The following is an 18,283-nucleotide window of genomic DNA, read 5'->3' as shown; positions in this document are numbered from 1 at the left end:
CCGATGCCGCATCTGACCAGCATGATCGCCTTTGCCTTGATCGCTCTCGGCATGGTTTTGACCCCCGGGCCGAATATGATCTATCTGGTGTCGCGATCGATCTCGCAGGGGCCGGCGGCAGGGCTGATCTCGCTCGGCGGCGTGGCCTTGGGCTTCGTCTTCTACATGCTCTCGGCCGCGCTCGGCATCACAGCTTTCGTCCTCGCCGTGCCCTTCGCCTATGATGCATTGCGGCTGGCAGGCGCCGCCTATCTCGCTTGGCTGGCCTGGAATGCGCTGAAGCCCGGTGGTCGTTCCGCCTTTCAGGTCCGCGAGCTGCCGAAGGACAGCAAGCGCCGGCTGTTTTCGATGGGACTGGTGACCAGCCTGCTGAACCCGAAGGTCGCAGTGCTTTATCTTTCGCTGCTGCCGCAGTTCATCGATCCCGCCAACGGCAGCGTCTTCACGCAATCCGTCGTCTTCGGCTTCGTCCATATCGCCGTCAGCCTGACCTTCAATGCCATTTTCGCGCTGACCGCCGGTTCCGTCGCGCTGTTCTTCGTCCGCCGCCCGTCCTTCGCGCTGGTGCAGCGCTGGTTGATGGGCACGGTGCTGGCGGGCCTTGCTGTTCGTATGGCTTTCGAAGCGCAGCGTTGATGCGGAGGCTTCCGCTGCGGCTGGCCGCAGGCTTGCTTGCACTCGCATCATGCGGTTTTGTCTCCGCAGCTTCCGCGGCGGAGACGTCGACACGCACGATCGTTTTCCTGCGCCATGGTGAAAAGCCGGAGGCCGGTCTCGGCCAGCTGAGCTGTCAGGGGCTCAACCGCGCGCTCGCCTTGCCGCCAGTGCTGACGCGGCTCTTCGGTCATCCCTCAGCGATCTTTGCGCCCGATCCATCGAAACGGAAGGAAGACTCCGGCACCTCCTACGATTATGTGCGCCCGCTCGCGACCATCGAGCCCACCGCCATCGCACTCGGGCTGCCGGTCGATACCAGCTTCGGCTATGAGGATATCGACGGCCTGAAGGCCGCGCTCGAAAAGCCTGATTATGCCGGCAAGCTGATCTTCGTCGCCTGGGAGCACAAGCAGATTGTCGATCTCGCCCGTCAATTGATGAGTGAGAATGGCGGTGACGCCAAGGCGGTGCCGAAATGGCATGGCAAGGATTTCGACAGTCTCTATGTCCTGCATCTCGGCGGAGACGGGACGAAGCCGAGCGCGAGTTTCGAGAAACTGACCGAGGGTCTCGACGGCCAGCCGGAAACCTGCCCGCAACCAGCCAAATAAGCCTAGAAGACCGGCCGCATGAAGCTGCGTTCATAGCTGACGATGCAGCGCGTTTCCTCGCCATAGGCAAAGGCGGCGCGGCATTCCGCATCCTCGGCCATCTCTTGCCGATAGTTCTCGTAGGCGGCAAGGCTCGGGAAGCTGAACAGCGCCAGCGCGATGTTATTGGCACCTTCATGCGGCATGAAATAGCCGTGATGCGTGCCGCCCAGCCGGTTGACGAGCGGGATCCAGAGCTTGGCGTAATGTTCGAATTGGGCGAGCTTGTAGGGATCGATCGTATAGCGCAGATAGCAGGTGATCATTCGGCTGTTCCCTTTGATAGACGCCCGCTTTTAGGACGGGGCAGGGGGATCGTCCAGCCGAGATTCATGCCCGCCGCAGCCCCCAGAATGACGACGGCACCGGTGATCTGCGTGACGCCGAGCACATGGCCGAAGGCGAAGCGATCGACGACGATGGCGGCGATCGGATAGATGAAGGACAGCGCGCCGGTAAGGTGTGTCGGCAGCCTCTGGATGGCGCCGTAGAGCAGCACGTACATCAGGCCGGTATGGACGATGCCCATGGTGACGAGGATGGACCATCCGCCTGCATCACGCGGCACGGCGGCGAAATCGGTGAAGGGAATAAGCATCAGGACGCCGGTGGAGACCTGGATAAGCGCGATCAGGTGCGGCGGCGTACCCTTCAGCCATTTTGCGGCAATTGCCGCCAGCGCGTAGAAGAAGGCAGCACTCAGCGAGAGCAGGATGCCGATCGCATAGCTTGCCGCGCCGCCCGTTTCCGTCGGCTTGCCCTCGACGATGACGACCATGCCCGCAAAGGCGAGGCCGAGCCAGAAGAGCTTTGTGAGCGTGATCTTTTCGCCGAGGAATAGCGCGCCGAGCCCGAGAAGCATGAAGGGCTGCGTGTTGTAGACGGTCGTGGCGATCGAGATCGAGGCATGCGAATAAGCAGCGAAAAGCAGCAGCCAGTTGAGGACGATGGCGACCCCGCCGGCAACGGCGATCGAAAATGTTTTCGCGTTGAGCATGCCGGGGCGCAGCAGGCCCATGGCCGCGCAGACGACGAGAAGCGTCATCGCCCCGAAGAGGCAGCGCCAGAATACCACGCCGGTCACCGCCTGCCCCGACATCAGAACGAACCAGCCGATCGTCCCCGAAATCAGCATGGCCGCCGTCATTTCCATCGTACCGCGTCTTATCTCGCTCATTGCCATGGCTCCCGCTTGTGGGAGCAAATAATATTGCCAGGGAAGCCTTGATGATATAGTTTAGATAAGGAATTATGGCCATTTTTCCTAATTATATAAGGACAAAACATGGGTGTGCCTAATGCGGCGATCGGTCTTGATGAGACGGACCAGCGGATGCTGGAGGCGCTGGCGCACAACGCCCGGATCTCCTTGAAGGAGCTGGCGGAGGCGGCCGGCCTGTCGTCGCCGAGTGCTGCGGAGCGGCTGCGTCGGCTGGAAGAGCGCGGTGTCATTTCGGCTTTCACGGTGGATATCGCGCTGGAGGCGATCGGTTACCCCATGCAGGCGATCGTCCGCATCCGGCCTCTGCCCGGGCAACTGCACGTCGTCGAGCGCATCATTCAGGAAACGCCGGAATTCATCGAATGCGACAAGGTGACCGGCGATGATTGCTTCATCGGCCGCCTGGTGGTGCGCTCCATGGGCGAGCTAGACGGCATTCTCGACAAGATCACCGAGCGGGCGGAGACGAATACGTCGATGATCAAGGCAACGCAGGTCAAGCGGCGCCTGCCGCCGCTTTCGCGCTAAAATTCCGCCATAGGCGAGAGCATGATCGGCCCGACAATATCGTCTGCCGCTTTGCCGCGCACCATCAGCATCGTGTAGCCCTCATAAGGCTCCAGCGATACCTCGCAATCCAGGCGATCCGGACAAAAGCAGATCTCGATGCGATCGGGTTCGATATCAAGCGCGGGCAGGATGGTCGACAGGGACGGAATAGCCGTTCCCGCTACATCCAGAAGCCAGAAAGTTGCGCCATCAAATGTCCATGCAATCACCGCCTCATCCCCGATTGCCGTCAGGCGGATCGCAGGATTGAAGCAGGCATTCAGCAAAAACATCTCCATCTGCCTGATGACGGCAAAACGGGCGGAAACCGGCTGCCGACCTTGTAGAAGCGTCTTGATCAGGCGCAGATCATCAGGCGCTTCCAAGGAGAGCTGCCGGGCAGTCCAGTCGGATTTCTGGGGCTTCGGCGCCTGCGCAATGAAGACATGCTGCGGCAGGGTTCGAAAACCGTAACGCTCATACAGCGCCGGCTTGTCGGTGAGCAGGAGATCGAGTTCGTAACCCTCGGCTGAGGTTCGATCAAAGGCGCGCTGCATGAGGTCGCGATAAAGGCCGCGTTCGCGCCATTCGGGCCGAACCGCACCGGATTGATAGCCCGCCGCTTTGATGGCACGGCCATTGATCATCATCGGCATGGAGAAGGCGCTGAAGTTGGCGACGCAGCGACCGTCGGCATCGAAATAGCCGAACGGCATGCTGCTGGGATCAGGACCGCCGAATTGATCTTGCACACCGACGTCGATGGAAAACGTGTCTTGCAAAAGATCAACCAGCCCCTTCCAGGCGAGGGGATCGCCGAAATAATCCTGGCGGAAGGTCAGGCCATGCTGTCCGGCGAGATCCGTCATCACACGCCGGTGGAGCCGAAGCCGCCGGCGCCGCGCGCGGTCTCGCTGACTTCGGTGATCTCCGCAACACGCACTTGCGTGACCGGAGCGATGACCATCTGAGCGATTCGCATACCGCGCGTGATCTCGAACGGCTCTTCGCCAAGATTGACCAGTAGAGCGTTCACTTCGCCGCGATAGTCGCTGTCTATGGTGCCGGGGGAATTCAGGCAGGTGATGCCGTGCTTGAATGCAAGGCCGGAGCGCGGGCGGATCTGCGCCTCATAGCCTTCCGGAATCTCGAAGATAAAGCCTGATGGAACGAGCGCCCGTTTGCCGGGAGCGAGCGTCAGCGTTACGCCGTCCTTGAGGGCTGCGCGCAGGTCCATGCCGGCCGCGCCCTTGGTCTCATAGGCGGGCATATCAAGGCCTTCGCCATGTGGCAGGCGGATAAGGTTGAGGGTCGGACGGGTGTCTGTGTGAATGGTCATGCGGCATTAGTTTGCGCTCGAACGGCCAAGGTCAATTGCAATCCAGCCTCTGAAACGCTAGATACGCCGCAATTCACAGGATTCACACGCATGGCCGAAAGTCTCGCCGAGGCGGTCTCCCGCCGCCGCACATTCGCTATTATCGCCCACCCGGACGCGGGCAAGACGACGCTCACCGAAAAGCTGCTGCTGTTCGGCGGCGCCATTCAGCTTGCCGGCGAGGTCAAGGCGAAGAAGGATCGCATCCAGACGCGCTCCGACTGGATGAAGATCGAGCGCGAGCGCGGTATCTCGGTCGTCACCTCGGTCATGACCTTCGAATATGAAGGCAATGTCTTCAACATTCTCGATACGCCCGGCCACGAAGACTTCGCCGACGACACCTATCGCACGCTCACCGCCGTCGACGCCGCCGTCATGGTCATCGATGCCGCCAAGGGCATCGAGCCGCGGACGCTGAAGTTGTTCGAAGTCTGCCGCATGCGCGATATCCCGATCATCACCTTCATCAACAAGATGGACCGCGAAAGCCGCGATCCCTTCGAAATTCTCGATGAGGTGGAAGAAAAGCTGGCGCTGGACACGGCGCCGATCACCTGGCCGATCGGCCGGGCGAAGAGCTTTTGCGGCTCCTATCATCTGGCCGATAACACCGTGCGCGGCTCAGACAGGGAAATCGAACCGACCCACGTCAACGGCCCGCAAGCCGTTGCCGACAGGCTACCGGAAAACGAGCGGCAGGCCTTCATCGACGAAACGGAACTGGCGATCGAAGCCTGCCGTCCCTTCGATCGGCAATCGTTCCTCGAAGGTCATATGACGCCGGTCTTCTTCGGCTCGGCGTTGCGCAATTTCGGCGTTCGCGATCTCATCAATGCGCTCGGCGAATTCGCACCGCCGCCGCGCGATCAGGTCGCCGATATCAGGACGGTTCACGCAACCGACGACAAGATGACGGCCTTCGTCTTCAAGATCCAGGCCAATATGGATCCGAACCACCGCGACCGCATCGCCTTTGCGCGCATCTGCTCGGGCAAGCTGGAGCGAGGCATGAAGGCGCGTCTGTCACGCACCGGCAAGCAGCTCGGCCTGACCGCGCCGCAATTCTTCTTCGCCTCGCAGCGCCAGCTTGCAGATACGGCCTATGCCGGTGACGTCGTCGGTATTCCCAACCACGGCACGCTCCGCATCGGCGATACGCTGACGGAAGGCGAACCGCTGGTCTTCCAGGGCGTGCCGAATTTCTCGCCGGAAATCCTGCGCCGCGTGCGTCTCGAGGATGCCATGAAGGCGAAGAAGCTCAAGGAAGCGCTGCAGCAGATGGCCGAGGAAGGCGTCGTGCAGCTCTTCTCGCCGGAAGACGGCTCGCCCGCCATCGTCGGCGTCGTCGGTGCACTGCAGCTCGACGTGCTGAAGGAGCGGCTGATGGGGGAATACGGCCTGCCGGTTTCGTTCGAGATGTCGCGTTTCTCCGTCTGCCGCTGGGTCTCCGCCGACCAGGCGGCCGACCTCGAAAAATTCGTTACTGCCCGCCGCGGCGATATCGCCCGCGATCTCGACGGTGACCCGGTTTTCCTCGCCCAGGATGGTTTCTCTCTGCGATACGAGTCCGAACGTTATCCGGCTATCAAAATGGTCGCCATCAAGGAATATCACGCTGTCAAGGCGGCGTGATATTTGCGACCATTGCTCTGCCGCTGTCCGCTCTACTGAGCGGCGTTCATCGGTTCGACGTGTTTGGCTTTGGAATAGTGTTGTCGCGATGTTCCATCCAATATAGCGCTATGCCATAGTGCCGCCCCGGGATCTCTTCGATCATAGCGGGCGACTTTCATGATGAAATTTTTTGCGGTTCTTGCTCTGGCATTTGTCGGACTATTGCCTGTTCCGGCCGAGGCACGAATCATCACCGACGCGGCGGGGCGTACGGTATCGGTGCCGGACAAGATTAACCATATCCTGGTTGCCGGGCCGCCGGCCGCCGTTTTGGTCTATGTTCTCGCACCGGAGAAGCTGGTCGGCTGGGTTCACGCCCCCGATGATGCCGCGAAAGCCTATCTGATGCCGTCGGTGCGCGCGCTTCCGACCATCGGGCGCCTGACGGGCAAGGACGGCATGATCGGCTCGCAGGCCGTGACGGACGCCAAGCCGGATATCATCCTCGATGCCGGCACGGTCGATCCCACCTACAAGGCGCTGGCCGACAAGGTGCAGGCCGAGACCCATATTCCCTATGTCCTTATCGACGGCAGCTTTGGCCGCACCGGCGACACAATTCGCGATGTCGGTGCTCTCATCGGCGTCGAGGATCGTGCCAACAAGCTTGCGGATTATGCCGATTCGGCAATCAAGGATCTGAACGACAAGCTGGCGACGTTGCCGAGCGATCCGCGGCCGCGCGTCTATTACGGCCGCGGCGCCGATGGCCTGGAGACGGGATTGTCAGGCTCGATCAATCTCGAGATCCTCGATGTTGTGGGTACGATGAACGTCGCGGCCGCCGCCGGCAAGGGTGGATTGACCAAGGTGACGCCGCAGCAGGTCGTCGGCTGGAATCCGGATATCATCATCGCCGATGACCCAAATTTCGCGGCGTCGGTGAGGAGTGATCCGCAGTGGGCAGGCATCAAGGCCGTCAAGGATGGCAAGATCTTCGTGCCGCCGTCCATGCCTTTCGGCTGGTTTGATTCGCCGCCCGGCGTCAACAGGCTCCTCGGCGTGCGCTGGCTGGAAAGGCTGCTCTATCCGAAGCTCTTCAGAAGCGATTTCGCCGGCGACGTGAAGACGTTCTACAAGCTGTTCTATCAGGTCGATTTGACGGATGCTCAGCTGGCCGCCCTGCTGAAGGGCGTGAAGTAACCGGCACCGGTGAAGGAGGCAATCCATGGTCCGTGAGAACGAGATTCGCGACAACGAGGTGGCCGTCGAGCCACCTACGGCATCGGATGCCGGTCTCACCTTCATCGGCCGCATCTCCACGCCCTGGACATCCCGCATGGAGACGCCGCGCCAAGGCCGGCATGACGGGCCGCTGTGCCGGATCGAGATTTTCGACCCCTGGGTGCCGGCGCTGACGGGCGTGGAGGCTTTCGAGCGCCTGGAAATTCTCTATTGGCTGGATCGTTCGCGCCGGGATCTCGTGCTGCAGAGCCCGGCGAGCAACGGCAAGGTGCACGGCACCTTCTCACTGCGCTCCCCGGTTCGGCCCAATCCCATCGGCACATCGATCGTCAAGCTCGAAGCCGTGGAGGGTGCCGTATTGCTGGTGCGTGGGCTCGATTGCCTGGACGGAACGCCCTTGCTCGATCTGAAGCCGGATCGGACGCTGTTCAAGCCGATCGCGCCGCCGCAGCCTGGCGATTTCCAGACCGGCGACGGCGGGACGGCGCATTACTGCCAGAAGGCCTAGGCATCTTCCCAAGGCACGGAACGGCCTTCGAGGGATCATGCCCGCTTCTGATATCAGTCGACGGCGACCATGACGTCGGATGCCTTGATCACGGCATAGGCCGCTGATCCCACAGTCAAGCCCAGTTCGTCGACCGCCTCGTTGGTGATGGAGGAGGTAACGATGGAGCCGTTGCCGATATCGATGCGGACATGGGCCGTCGTCGCGCCCTTGGTGATCTCGACGATCTTGCCCTTGAGACGGTTTCTCGCGCTGATTTTCATGGATATTTTCTCCCTTGTGCCGGCGCGACGATATCGTCTCGGTTTGCGGCGGGCTACCCCGAGATCCTACTCGCCGCGCGGAAAGCGCTTGTTCTCCTCCAGGACGTTGAGATCCATGTGGTTGCGCATGTATCGCTCCGAGGCCTTCTGCAGCGGCTGATAATCCCAGGGATAGTACGCGCCGTTGCGCAGCGCCGCATAGACGACCCATCGCCGCGCCTGGCTTTCGCGCACCGCCGCGTCGAAGCTCGCCAGGTTCCAGCGCTCCATGGCCTGCGCGGTCAATCGGTGCAGCGTTTCGGCATGGGCGGGATCGCCGGCGAGATTGGTCATTTCCTTCGGATCGGCCTCGACATCGAAGAGCATCGGCGGGTCCTTGTCGCACAGCGTCAGCTTGTATCGGCCATCGCGCAGGCCGACGAGCGGAGCTTCGGACCCTTCTGCGGCATATTCCATCGGCACGAGATTGCGGCTTCCGGTTCCAAGGGCAAGCGGACCCAGGTCCTCGCCATCGGTCCAGCGGCGCAACGATGTGATATCGAGCCCGGCCAAGCCGGCAAGCGTCGGCGTCACGTCGAGCGTCGAAACCGGCTGATCGATCCGTCTCGGCTGCCAGCCGGGTGCCATGATCATCAGTGGCACGCGCGCGGAGCCTTCGAAGAAGTTCATCTTGAACCAGAGGCCGCGTTCGCCGAGCATGTCGCCGTGGTCTGAGACGAAGAGAATGATGGTGTTGTCGGCCATGCGGCCGCGCTCCAGCGCCTCCAGTATCTCGCCGATCTTTTCGTCGACATAGGAGATATTGGCGAAATAGCCGCGCCGCGCCCGGCGTATCTGCTCCGGCGTGATGTCGAAGGCGGTATGATCGCATGCCTTCATCAGCCGCTGGGAATGCGGATCCTGCTTGTCGAAGGGGATTTCGCCGACTTCGGGGTCAAGCGCGGGGCAATCCTCATAAAGATCCCAGAAGCGGCGGCGCGCAACATAGGGATCGTGCGGATGGGTGAAGCTGACCGTCAGGCACCAGGGCCGATCGTCCTGGCCACGCGAAAGATCGTAAAGCTTGCGGGTGGCGTGATAGGCAACCTCGTCGTCATATTCCATCTGGTTGGTGATCTCGGCGACGCCGGCCCCGGTCACCGAGCCGAGATTGTGATACCACCAGTCGATGCGCTCGCCGGGCTTGGTGTAGTCAGGTGTCCAGCCGAAGTCGGCGGGATAAATGTCGGTCGTCAGCCGCTCCTCGAAGCCGTGCATCTGATCGGGACCGACGAAATGCATCTTGCCTGACAGAGCCGTCTGATAGCCGGCGGCGCGTAGATGATGAGCGAAGGTGGGAATATCCGAGCAAAATTCCGCTGCATTGTCATAGACGCGCGTGCGGCTCGGCAATTGGCCGGACATGAAGGAGGCCCGCGCGGGGGCGCAGAGCGGGCTTGCCGTATAGCTGTTGGCAAAGCGCACGGAGCGTTGCGCCAAGGCTTTCAGAACCGGCGCATGCAGAAACTCCGCCGGCCCGTCGGGAAACAATGTCCCGTTGAACTGATCGACCATGAGAATGAGGATATTCGGGCGCGACATGTAAGTGTTTTCCTTGGAAATCAGAGGCCGGCTGCGAGCCAACCCATGGCGGAAATGCGCATGATGATAGCTCCCTTCTTGCTATTGGATTATTTTATTGAACATCACTAGCGTTCTTGCTGTAAAGCGGGCATTTTTTGATGGATGCCAAAAGGAAATTCTATGGCTGAACGTTCGGTCGATCTTGGCTGGCTGCGAATTTTCCTGGAGGTCGGGCGCTCCGGCAGCCTGTCTTCCGCGGCCCTGGCGCTTGGCCTGACGCAGCCGGGCGTCAGCTACCAGATCCGTCGCATCGAGGAGCAGATGGGCGTGTCCCTGTTCCACCGCCAGCATCGCGGCGTCAAGCTCTCGCCTGAGGGACAGCGTCTGCTCGAAATCGTCGAGAAGGCAGTCGGCGGCGTCGATATGCTGGTGCGCAGCTTTCGCGCAGAGGCGGAGCGCCCTTCGGTCAGGCTACGAACCGACTACGCCTTCTCAGCACTTTGGCTGATTCCCCGTATGCATGCCTTCCGGCTGCTTCACCCTGAAGTGGATATCCAGATCGTCGCGACACAGCGGCTCGATCGCGGCGCACCGGAAAGCAGCGATATCGTCGTCGTTTTCGGCGCACGAAACGAGTTCGGTCCGGGAGCAACGCTGCTGTTGCCGGAAAAGGTCGTGCCGATCTGTACCCGTGGCTTCGCAGATCGCCACGGCCCATTCACCGATCCCTCGCAACTGGCGCGCGCCACGCTCGTGCATCTCGATTCCGATATGCCGTCGCCATGGTTCGACTGGGAAAGCTATCTTGCGGCATTCGGCATTGCCCGCGACAGCTATGCCGGCCGTGGCGACCTGCGCTTCAATACCTATTCCCTGGTCGTGCAGGCAGCACTCAGCGAGCAAGGAGTTGCGATCGGCTGGATGGGCCTCATCGATTCGCTTCTCACCGCACGTACGCTGGTGACGGCAGGTCCGATGCTGGAAGCACCGGGGCGCGGCTATTGGCTCCTGCCGCCGGCAGCGCCGAGCCTGCATGCGGAGCGGCTGGCTCAATGGCTGCTGGCAGAGGCGGCCATCGCTGAGCCGCAATCGCTTACTCCGCCGTAAGATCGGTCAGAAATGTCTCGCACCAGTGCAAGACATCGTGTTCCAGCAGGTAGTCCATCATGCCGCGCCACCGTTCCTGTCGCTCCTGCAGCGGCATGTTGACGGCGCGCGCCAATGCGTTGGCAGTTCCGTCGACGTCATAGGGATTGACCAGCAAAGCACCGTGCAGCTTGCGCGCCGCGCCGGCAAACTGTGACAGCACCAGCACGCCGGGATCTTCCGGATCCTGCGCCGCGACATATTCCTTGGCGACGAGGTTCATGCCGTCGCGCAGCGGCGTCACCAATCCGACCTTGGCGAGCCTGTAGAGACCGGCCAGTATCGGGCGGCTGATCGAGCGGTTGATATAGCGGATCGGCACCCAGTCGACTGTGCCGATGGCGCCGTTGACCCGGCCGGCCTGTTCGGCGACGGCGTGCTGCATCGCCTCGTATTCCGGCACTTCCGAGCGCGATTTTGGGGTGATCTGCAGATAGGTGACGCTGCGCTGGTGAGCCGGATTGTTGGTGATGAACCGCTCGAAGGCGTCGATGCGCTGCGTGATGCCCTTGGAGTAATCGAGCCTGTCGACGCCGAGGATCAGGTCGCGGCCTTCGATGCTCTTTCGCGCCTTTTGCACCATGCTGTGCGACGCGGCCTTGCGGGCGAAGGCAGCGAAGCCTGCCGTTTCGATGCCGATGGAATAGGCGCCGCCGCGGAAGTCGTGGCCGTGGGCGTTGAAATGGCCAGGACTTTTCTCGATGCCCATGCCCTCGCGCTTCAGGCAGCCCGCGAAGTTTTCAAGATCATGATCGGTCTGAAAGCCGAGCAGGTCGTAGGAGGTGAGGCCGCGCATGATTTCTTCATGCACCGGCATGGCTTGCACAACGTCTGCCGGCGGCCAGGGAATGTGCAGGAAGAAACCGATGCGGTTTTTCAGCCCCATCTGCCGCAGCTCGGCCGCCAGTGGAATGAGGTGATAGTCGTGAACCCAGATGACGTCGTCGGGTTTGATCAACGGCGCAAGCCGGTGGGCAAAGAAGCGGTTGACCCGGAAATAGCCGGTCATTTCCTTGCGGGCATATTCCGCAAGATCGAGCCTGTAGTGGCAGATCGGCCAGAGCACACGGTTGGCAAAGCCCTGGTAATATTCCTCGACGTCGGTCTGGGTCAGATCGGTCAGGGCATAGGTGATATTGCCGTCCTGCGTCAGCTGCAGCGGCTCCGGCTCAGCCTCGCCGCTCGATTTGCCGGACCAGCCCATCCAGACGCCGCCGCGTTCGGCAAGGGCTGCCTGCAGCGCCACGGCAAGGCCGCCCGCAGCTGCGGCACCCTTGTGATCGGGCACGGAAACGCGATTGGAAACGATGATGAGACGACTCACGGATTATTCCTTTCAAGAGGGCTGGGAGGGCGCCGCAATGATTGGGAGATTATTTGACGAGCGTTCCCAGCACGTCCCTTAAACGCGCAGGCGAGCCAATGGATGCACGTGCCAGCGTTTTTCCGTTGCCGTCGCCGATGCGCACGGATTGACCGCCCAGCCGGTTGGCGGCGGCGAACATCGTCTCATCGGTCACGTCGTCGCCGATCGTGACTGGACGGCGCCCCTCGAAAGGAGCCTCACCGAGGAATGCCTCGATGGCGTGCCCTTTGCTGGCATGGGCAGGGCAGATTTCAACCACCATCTTGCCGTGCTGCAGGCTCCAGTCGGGGCCGGCATCCTCAAGGTGGCGCTGCATCGCCGCGGCGATCTCGGCTTCACTCCCAGGCGCATGCCGAAAGTGAACCGCAACGGCGGCACCCTTGTCCTCGACGATAGCGCCCGGCCAGGCATGGGCCTCGCGAGCGATGGTCTGCTTCATCTGCTGGAAGGCAGGCGGAATATGCGTGCGCCGCAGCCGTCCGGCCGCATCGCGCCGCTCCGCGCCGTGCAGGCCGGCAACCGGAAAACGGAAAGGCGCAAACAGCGGATCGACAAATTCGATCGAGCGTCCCGTCACCAGCGCCAGCGCGCCGCCGAGCTGGCGGGAAAGCGCATGGAGCGTAGCGGGAAGATGGTCCGGTATGACGATCGCCTCGGGCCTCTCGGCGAGATCGAGCAATGTTCCATCGATGTCGAGGAACAGGGCCCAGTCCCGAGGATACAGTGAGAGTGCGGTGAGTGCCGGCTCTTTGAGCGGCCTCGGTTCGGCTTCGCCCTGATCGGGCTGTTCCTGAGAAGACATGTATAGTTAGCTAAGGCGCTGTTCTCATTCGGCAAGGAAAAAAACGAACTTGTTATGGATCAAGGTCGGCAGCGATCTGCTGAAATCGTCAGGATACTGATGCCCAGGAATGCAAAAAGGGGCCGCGTTAGCGACCCCCCATGAGCTTTGGCCCGTAACTGGCCTGAAGCGCCAGGCGCTTCCGGAAGGCGTTGATCAGTGCGAGGGCTGCCTCGCAACGTTCACGACCATTTCCATGCCCGGTACGAAGACCGAAATCTCACTAGACATTGGATCACCTTCCTTTCGTTACGTTTCAGATATGACAAACGTAGCTCAAATTTCACCCAATGCAAGGGTTTCGGCGCCGGCGAACTTCACACTTCTTGTCGCAGCGAAATGCTTTTCACGAGATTCCTTCGACGAAAGCCTTGCCGGCATGGGCTCACGAAGAAAATGTTGCGATGCGAAATGTGATCGGACGAGGCGTCAAATATCTGTCATCTTGGCTGTCAGGGAATGGAAAATTAAGAGTTTGTTACCCATTCTGCATGAACAATCGTCCAAGATTTGCCATTCTCTCGCGGGACAGAAAAACAGCCGGAATCGGAGTGAAAGACGCATGTGTCGCTGGGCAGCCTATCGTGGAGACCCCCTCTATCTGGAGGAGCTGGTGTCTTCGCCCGCCCACTCCCTGATCGAACAATCCCATTGCGCCACGCGCGCCAAGACGGCGACCAACGGTGACGGCTTCGGCATCGCCTGGTATGGTGATCGGCCGGAGCCGGGCCGCTATCGCGACGTCCTGCCAGCCTGGTCCGACTGCAATCTCAAGAGCCTGGCGCGGCAGATCCGTTCGCCGCTCTTCCTCGCCCATGTCCGTGCCGCCACCGGCGGCGGCACGCGGCGCGACAACTGCCATCCCTTCGTTCTCGAGAACTGGACGTTCCAGCACAACGGGCAGATTTCCAACTTCGACCGTCTGCGACGTCCGATGGAAGCCATGCTCGATGACAGGCTGTTCCACGCGCGCAGCGGCACCACCGATTCCGAGCTTCTGTTTCTGCTGGCGATGCAATTCGGCCTGGCGGCCAATCCGGTCGCGGCGATCGCGGAGACCATCGGCTTTGTCGAAGGCTTGTCGATCCATCTGACCGGCTCGGCGCTCGTGCGATTCACGGCAGCCTTCTCCGACGGCAAATCGCTGCACGCAATACGCTATGCCACCGACCGCAAGGCGCCAACGCTCTATGCATCGCCCGTCGGCTCGGGATACTGCCTGGTATCGGAACCTCTGAACGACGATATCGACGCCTGGCGGGAAATTCCCGATGGCAGCGCCGTGCTGATCGACGATACCGGCGTTCATGTCACGCCCTTCCAGCCGGAAGAACGCGCTTCCGGCGAGAGCCGGACGCTAGCCGCTATCCCTGCTTGAACTGCTCGGCGATCAGCGCCGCCAGCCGCACCGCCACGTCGTCCTTGTCTAGATCTGGCCATTGCTCGACACCGTCGTGACGGATGATCTTCACGCGGTTGCGCGTGCCGCCCATGATGCCGGTCGCGGGCGAGACATCGTTGGCAACGATGATATCGGCGCCCTTGCGCTCCAGCTTTGCCCGCGCATTGCTCTCCACGTCCTGCGTCTCGGCGGCAAAACCGATGACGAGCTTTGGCCGCTGCGTATGATGGCCGACGGTCTTCAGGATGTCGGGGTTTTCCGTCAGCGCCAGCGTCGGGAGGGATTCGCCCGGATGCTTTTTGATCTTCTGGTCCGAGGCGGAAGCCACCTTCCAGTCAGCGACGGCGGCGACCATGACGGCGATGTCGGCCGGCAGCGCCGCCAACACGGCATCGCGCATGTCGTCGGCGCGCTCGACATGGATGACGTGCATGCCCGCCGGATCGGGAATGGTGACAGGCCCCGAGACCAAGGTGACATCGGCGCCGAGCGCTGCCAGCGCTGAGGCGATGGCATGGCCCTGCCGGCCCGACGAGCGGTTGGCGATGTAGCGCACGGGATCGATCGGTTCGTGCGTCGGGCCCGAGGTGATGATGGCCTTCTTTCCGGCAAGCGGCTTGGCACCGTCATGGAGCCGCATCTCGACGGCAGCGACGATCTCAAACGGTTCCGCCATCCGGCCCGTGCCTGTCTCGCCGCTTTCGGCCATTTCCCCCTTCATGGGGCCGACGAAAGCGATGCCGTCGCCACGCAACATCTCGACATTGCGCTTCGTTGCGGCATGGGCCCACATTTTCGGGTTCATGGCCGGCGCGGCAAGCACCGGCCGGTCCGTGGCGAGCAATATGGTGGAGGCGAGATCGTCCGCCAGCCCGTTTGCCATCTTGGCGAGCAGATCGGCGGTCGCGGGCGCGATCAGCACGAGGTCGCAGTCGCGTGCAAGCCTTATGTGGCCGACATCCTGCTCGTCCTGGCGGGAAAACAGATCGGTGAAAACGTGATCGGCGGCGAGGGCTCCGACGGCAAGCGGCGTGATGAACTGCTGGGCGCCCGCCGTCATGACAGGGCGCACGCTCGCACCGCGTTCGCGCAGTCGGCGGATCAGATCGAGGCTCTTATAGGCCGCGATGCCGCCGGAGATGATGAGAAGGATGCGCTTTCCTGCGAGAACCATGGTTGAACCCGTCGCCTGTTCTTTTGGCAATCAGCCTAAGCCTTTGGCGGATAATAGGCAATCGCAGCGTTCCGGCATCGTCGTCAATGCTCCGGCGGTGGGCGGCAATGACGTTCAGATCGAGCAGCTCGGCCAAGGTCTCCAGGCAGACGGTTACCGGGCATCACAGCCTTGTCATTTGCGACGCTCGTCCTGCTCAACGAGACTGACCGGGTCTGATCGAAGGAGTAACGCTTTGAAATTGATGAAAGTTGTGATGATCGCCCTGCCGATCGTGGCCGCCGCCGTGCCGGCTTTGGCGGAGCGGGCCTATTCGCCGCAGGAGCAGAAGAACAAGGAGATCGTTCTGGATTTCTACCAGAAGGCGCTGAATGACAAGAACTTCGACGCCGCCTCCAAATATCTCGGCAAATATGTCCAGCACAACCCGCTGGCTGCCGATGGTCCGGAAGGCCTGCGCGGCTTCCTCGAGTACCTGAAGAAAGACTATCCGCAGTCGAAGAGCGAGATCAAGCGCGTCATGGTCGACGGTGACTTTGTGATCCTGCGTGTCCACACTATTCGCCAACCGGGTGATAGGGGCAGCGCCATCGTCGATATTTTCCGCGTCGAGAACAACAAGATCGAGGAGCACTGGGACTCGGTGCAGCCGATCCCGGAAAAATCGATGAACAATAATACGATGTTCTGAACGGAAAGGCTGCCGCGGGAGCAGAACCCACGGCCAGTTCCTATCCATTCAGAGCATTCCAGCGACATGATCCCGCAGCCAATTCAGGCTTTGCGGGATCATATCGGCGTTCTCTAGATTGCTGATGCCGCCGACGATAATTGCGTCATGAAAAGGGGCGGTCAGGTGCGCGTGATCGATACGCCGCCATCGACGAGCGACGCCGTGCCGGTGACGAAGCTTGCGTCATCGGAGGCGAGATAGAGGACCGAGCGGGCAATTTCTTCGGGACCGGCGACGCGCTTCAGCGCATGCAGATTGGTTATGAAAGCCTGCTTGTCGGATGTGTCGTTCATCTCGCGATACATATCGGTATCGACCGCGCCTGGCAGTATAGCATTGACGCGCACATTCTGCGGGCCAAATTCCGCGGCAAGTGTTTGCGTCAAGCCGATCAGGCCGGACTTGCTGGCGGCATAGGCGGCAACGCCTGGGAAGCCAACGGTATGGCCGACGAAGGTCGAGGTGAAGATCACCGAGCCGCCGCCGTGCTTGACCATTTCGCCGATCTGGTGTTTGGCGGCCAGGAACGATGCGGTGAGGTTGATCGCCAGGGCTTCGGCAAAGCCTGCCTCTGAAACCTCGGTGCTGGGACCGGCCTCACCGAGCGTGCCGGCATTGTTAAAGGCGATATCCAGCTTGCCATAACGCTCGACCGCAAGGGCAACCAGCGCCTTGTGGTAGTCTTCCGAGCGGACATCGCCGGCCAACGCGGCCGCATCGCCGCCCGCGGCTTCGATGTCCGCGACAAGGCTTTCCAGTTCCGCGCCGCGGCGGGCGCCGACGATAACCTTGGCGCCTTCGGCGGCGAAAAGCTTTGCGGTGGCGCGGCCGATGCCGGAGCTGGCGCCGGTGACGATCGCGACTTTTCCATTCAAGCGGTTCATTGTTCCATCTCCTGTGTGAGGACGTGTCTTTCGGTCTGCCCGATACGCGGAAGATGGTCTTTTCCGATCGTTCGGATTAGTCTTCAAATCATGGAACTCGAATTCGGAATCGCCGAACGATGTTGAAGATTGACGGGATCACTGCCTTCGTCGCCGTTGCCGAGGCGGGGTCGATCAGCGAAGCGGCGCGACGCCTGCGCCTGTCAAAATCCGTCGTCAGCGAGCGCCTGTCGGAAATGGAGAAGGCGTTGGGGGCGACATTGCTTCATCGCACCACCCGCAAGCTGACCTTGACGGAGGATGGCGCCGCCTTTCTGGAGCGAGCGACACGTATCGCCCACGAGGTACGCGAGGCCGCTGCCGATCTTGCTGAACGGCGCGGGACATTGACAGGACCGCTGCGCATCGCAGCGCCCGTCACCTTCGGCCGCAAGCATCTCGGCCCGGCTCTCTATCCGTTTCTCGCCGATCACCCCGGGATCGAGCTGACATTGGACCTTGACGACCGCCGGGTCGATGCAGCATCGGAAGGCTATGATGCGATCATACGCCATGGGTTGATTGCCGATTCCCGCTTAGTCGCATGGACGCTCGCCCGCAGCCGCCGTCTTCTCGTTGCAGCACCGGACTATCTCAGCCGCTACGGCAGGCCTGCCTCATTGGCCGATCTCGAAAACCATCGCGGTATCTTCTACGCCAATCGTGGCGTCGCCGATTGGCGTTTCCAGGGGCCGGATGGCGCCGTCATCATCAGGGGAAAGCTGGCATTCGGCGTCAACAATGGCGACGTCATGCATGATGCGGCAATTGCGGGGCTGGGGATCGCGCTGTTGCCGACCTTCATCGCGGGTCCGGCGATAAAGGAGGGGCGGCTCGTCGAAATCGATGTGGGTTGTCGGCCGGAGGCGGAGTTCATCTTCATGGCGCATCCCGAGGGGCGCAATCCCTCGGCAAAGCTGCGCGCCATCGCCGATCACTTGAGAAAGGCGTTCGGCGATCCGCCCTATTGGGACCGGGAAGGATAGAGCGGTTTCGCTTTTCTTCGAATCGCGAAAACGCTCTATCTTTTTGTTTCTTTACGCATT

At 61.4% G+C, this 18,283-nt stretch carries 20 protein-coding genes; 10 read left to right on the top strand and 10 right to left on the bottom strand.

Annotation, left to right across the window (positions count from 1 at the left end; genetic code table 11):
- Positions 1 to 3: 3 nt before the first annotated feature.
- Together GA0061101_RS18705 and GA0061101_RS18700 are read left to right on the top strand one after the other, a co-directional pair.
- A complete protein-coding gene (locus GA0061101_RS18705) occupies positions 4 to 636 on the top strand; it encodes a LysE family translocator (RefSeq protein WP_037202919.1) in 633 nt (210 codons plus the stop codon).
- Positions 636 to 1,268, top strand: a complete 633-nt coding sequence (locus GA0061101_RS18700; protein WP_037202921.1) for a hypothetical protein — start codon at positions 636 to 638, stop codon at positions 1,266 to 1,268. Before GA0061101_RS18705 ends, GA0061101_RS18700 begins: the two co-directional genes overlap by 1 nt.
- Before the next feature lie 2 nt (positions 1,269 to 1,270).
- On the opposite strand, the gene GA0061101_RS18695 is transcribed toward GA0061101_RS18700, so the two are convergent.
- Complete coding sequence (locus tag GA0061101_RS18695) at positions 1,271 to 1,573, bottom strand: NIPSNAP family protein (protein ID WP_037202923.1); 303 nt, start codon at positions 1,571 to 1,573, stop codon at positions 1,271 to 1,273.
- Positions 1,570 to 2,484: a DMT family transporter gene (locus GA0061101_RS18690; protein WP_037202925.1), complete on the bottom strand. Its 915-nt coding sequence runs from the start codon at positions 2,482 to 2,484 to the stop codon at positions 1,570 to 1,572. The genes GA0061101_RS18695 and GA0061101_RS18690 overlap by 4 nt, the downstream gene beginning before the upstream one ends.
- Before the next feature lie 108 nt (positions 2,485 to 2,592).
- Between GA0061101_RS18690 and GA0061101_RS18685 the strand changes: the two genes are divergently transcribed.
- A complete protein-coding gene (locus GA0061101_RS18685) occupies positions 2,593 to 3,057 on the top strand; it encodes an Lrp/AsnC family transcriptional regulator (RefSeq protein WP_092574457.1) in 465 nt (154 codons plus the stop codon).
- Here the strand turns inward: GA0061101_RS18685 and GA0061101_RS18680 are convergent.
- Together GA0061101_RS18680 and dut are read right to left on the bottom strand one after the other, a co-directional pair.
- Positions 3,054 to 3,947, bottom strand: coding sequence for a GNAT family N-acetyltransferase (locus GA0061101_RS18680; RefSeq protein WP_092574456.1), 894 nt, complete (start codon positions 3,945 to 3,947; stop codon positions 3,054 to 3,056). The two genes, GA0061101_RS18685 and GA0061101_RS18680, sit on opposite strands and share 4 nt — an antisense overlap.
- Positions 3,947 to 4,417 (bottom strand): dUTP diphosphatase, encoded by a 471-nt coding sequence (gene dut, locus GA0061101_RS18675; protein WP_037202928.1) that lies wholly within the window; start codon positions 4,415 to 4,417, stop codon positions 3,947 to 3,949. Before dut ends, GA0061101_RS18680 begins: the two co-directional genes overlap by 1 nt.
- Positions 4,418 to 4,507: 90 nt before the next feature.
- Here dut and GA0061101_RS18670 point away from each other — a divergent pair, with 90 nt between their 5' ends.
- The 3 genes from GA0061101_RS18670 (at position 4,508) to tsaA (ending at position 7,826) form a co-directional block, all read left to right on the top strand.
- Complete coding sequence (locus GA0061101_RS18670) at positions 4,508 to 6,091, top strand: peptide chain release factor 3 (RefSeq protein WP_037202929.1); 1,584 nt, start codon at positions 4,508 to 4,510, stop codon at positions 6,089 to 6,091.
- 159 nt (positions 6,092 to 6,250) lie between these two features.
- Complete coding sequence (locus GA0061101_RS18665) at positions 6,251 to 7,276, top strand: iron ABC transporter substrate-binding protein (protein WP_047641101.1); 1,026 nt, start codon at positions 6,251 to 6,253, stop codon at positions 7,274 to 7,276.
- Positions 7,277 to 7,301: 25 nt separating this feature from the next.
- Positions 7,302 to 7,826 carry a tRNA (N6-threonylcarbamoyladenosine(37)-N6)-methyltransferase TrmO gene (tsaA, locus tag GA0061101_RS18660; protein ID WP_047556265.1) on the top strand — a complete coding sequence of 175 codons (525 nt, stop codon included), beginning with the start codon at positions 7,302 to 7,304 and terminating at the stop codon, positions 7,824 to 7,826.
- A gap of 53 nt (positions 7,827 to 7,879) precedes the next feature.
- Here the strand turns inward: tsaA and GA0061101_RS18655 are convergent, their stop codons facing one another.
- Positions 7,880 to 8,089: a TOBE domain-containing protein gene (locus GA0061101_RS18655; protein ID WP_034489026.1), complete on the bottom strand. Its 210-nt coding sequence runs from the start codon at positions 8,087 to 8,089 to the stop codon at positions 7,880 to 7,882.
- A gap of 66 nt (positions 8,090 to 8,155) precedes the next feature.
- Positions 8,156 to 9,670 (bottom strand): choline-sulfatase, encoded by a 1,515-nt coding sequence (gene betC, locus GA0061101_RS18650; protein WP_092574454.1) that lies wholly within the window; start codon positions 9,668 to 9,670, stop codon positions 8,156 to 8,158.
- Between the two features lie 162 nt (positions 9,671 to 9,832).
- On the opposite strand from betC, the gene GA0061101_RS18645 reads away from it, so the two are divergent.
- Positions 9,833 to 10,759: a choline sulfate utilization transcriptional regulator gene (locus tag GA0061101_RS18645; RefSeq protein ID WP_092574453.1), complete on the top strand. Its 927-nt coding sequence runs from the start codon at positions 9,833 to 9,835 to the stop codon at positions 10,757 to 10,759.
- Here the strand turns inward: GA0061101_RS18645 and otsA are convergent.
- Both otsA and otsB read right to left on the bottom strand, forming a co-directional pair.
- A complete protein-coding gene (gene otsA, locus GA0061101_RS18640) occupies positions 10,746 to 12,122 on the bottom strand; it encodes an alpha,alpha-trehalose-phosphate synthase (UDP-forming) (RefSeq protein WP_092574452.1) in 1,377 nt (458 codons plus the stop codon). The genes GA0061101_RS18645 and otsA overlap by 14 nt on opposite strands.
- A gap of 49 nt (positions 12,123 to 12,171) precedes the next feature.
- Complete coding sequence (otsB, locus tag GA0061101_RS18635) at positions 12,172 to 12,966, bottom strand: trehalose-phosphatase (RefSeq protein ID WP_047556260.1); 795 nt, start codon at positions 12,964 to 12,966, stop codon at positions 12,172 to 12,174.
- Between the two features lie 601 nt (positions 12,967 to 13,567).
- On the opposite strand from otsB, the gene GA0061101_RS18630 reads away from it, so the two are divergent.
- Positions 13,568 to 14,383, top strand: a complete 816-nt coding sequence (locus GA0061101_RS18630) for a class II glutamine amidotransferase (protein ID WP_092574451.1) — start codon at positions 13,568 to 13,570, stop codon at positions 14,381 to 14,383.
- Here the strand turns inward: GA0061101_RS18630 and coaBC are convergent.
- On the bottom strand, positions 14,370 to 15,581 hold the full coding sequence (coaBC, locus tag GA0061101_RS18625) for a bifunctional phosphopantothenoylcysteine decarboxylase/phosphopantothenate--cysteine ligase CoaBC (protein WP_037202941.1): 1,212 nt from the start codon (positions 15,579 to 15,581) through the stop codon (positions 14,370 to 14,372). The two genes, GA0061101_RS18630 and coaBC, sit on opposite strands and share 14 nt — an antisense overlap.
- Before the next feature lie 244 nt (positions 15,582 to 15,825).
- Between coaBC and GA0061101_RS18620 the strand changes: the two genes are divergently transcribed.
- A complete protein-coding gene (locus GA0061101_RS18620) occupies positions 15,826 to 16,272 on the top strand; it encodes a nuclear transport factor 2 family protein (RefSeq protein WP_174156930.1) in 447 nt (148 codons plus the stop codon).
- A 161-nt stretch (positions 16,273 to 16,433) separates the two neighbouring features.
- Here GA0061101_RS18620 and GA0061101_RS18615 read toward each other — a convergent pair whose 3' ends face one another.
- Positions 16,434 to 17,198, bottom strand: coding sequence for an SDR family oxidoreductase (locus GA0061101_RS18615; protein ID WP_037202945.1), 765 nt, complete (start codon positions 17,196 to 17,198; stop codon positions 16,434 to 16,436).
- Positions 17,199 to 17,317: 119 nt separating this feature from the next.
- On the opposite strand from GA0061101_RS18615, the gene GA0061101_RS18610 reads away from it, so the two are divergent.
- Positions 17,318 to 18,223 (top strand): LysR family transcriptional regulator, encoded by a 906-nt coding sequence (locus GA0061101_RS18610; RefSeq protein WP_037202946.1) that lies wholly within the window; start codon positions 17,318 to 17,320, stop codon positions 18,221 to 18,223.
- Positions 18,224 to 18,283 lie beyond the last annotated feature (60 nt).

Origin of the sequence: Martinezella lusitana (genome assembly GCF_900094565.1) — a bacterium.
In the GTDB taxonomy this organism is placed as follows: Bacteria; Pseudomonadota; Alphaproteobacteria; order Rhizobiales; family Rhizobiaceae; genus Rhizobium; species Rhizobium lusitanum.
This window is presented reverse-complemented; position numbering and strand designations above follow the sequence as displayed.